2 protein-coding genes are annotated in these 771 nt (G+C 63.7%); both read left to right on the forward strand.

The features are described from left to right. Positions 1–43: 43 nt before the first annotated feature. The gene (locus tag AWB81_RS43720; RefSeq protein WP_200822659.1) at positions 44–514 is read left to right on the forward strand and encodes an IS66 family transposase; all 471 of its coding nucleotides are present in this window, start codon (positions 44–46) and stop codon (positions 512–514) included. After that, on the forward strand, positions 514–771 hold a 258-nt coding region (locus AWB81_RS43725; protein WP_144444427.1), incomplete at its 3' end, for an IS66 family transposase. The genes AWB81_RS43720 and AWB81_RS43725, both read left to right, overlap by 1 nt.

Consider the following 771-nt stretch of genomic DNA (forward strand, 5'->3'; position numbering starts at 1 on the left):
TCGACGCTCACGAGTCTTGTAAACGACGCGCGAGTTGGGCATCATGATCGACATGTCGCCCGCCGCCATCACTGTCGTGGATCTGCCGATCGAGCCCGAGGCGCTGCAGGCATTCGCGCTCGAACAGAATCGGCTCGCGTGGGTGCTGTGGGAGCAACTCGAAAGTCTGCAGCACCAGATCGCCCAGTTGAACCGCGCACGCTTCGGCGTCAGTTCCGAGCGGTTGACGGGCCAGGCGGAATTGTTCGATACCGGCTTGGACTTACCGGTCCCACCCGAGCCCGCCAAGGTTCCGGTTGAGGGCCACACCCGCAAGGGCCGTCCTGCTTTGTCGAAGGACCTGCCCCGCACGCGCGTCGAATACGACCTGAGCGACGAACGGCCGCATTCGATACGCTCGAGCGCATCGGCGACGAGCGCAGCGAGACGCTGCACTACGAGCCGTCCAGGCTCACCGTCATCGAGCACGTTCGCTTCAAGTACGCAGCGAAGAAAGATGGCGATTCGACCATAGTGACCGCCAGCGCCCAGCCGTCGCCGCTGCCGAAGAGCAATGCGAGCGCGAGCCTGCTGGCAAACATTCTGGTCAACACCTATGTCGATCATCTGCCATTAAACCGTCAGGAGATGCGCTACGCGCGCCGTGGCGTGTACCTGCCTCGGGCGACGCTGTGCGAATGGAAGCTCGCGGCGGCCGAGTTGCTCGAAGTGCTGCTGCCACCGCTGCGGGTTCATCAGTTGCAGGCGCCCCGCATGCACGTGGACGACACC

Origin of the sequence: Caballeronia arationis, from assembly GCF_001544975.2 — a bacterium.
GTDB lineage: Bacteria > Pseudomonadota > Gammaproteobacteria > Burkholderiales > Burkholderiaceae > Caballeronia > Caballeronia arationis.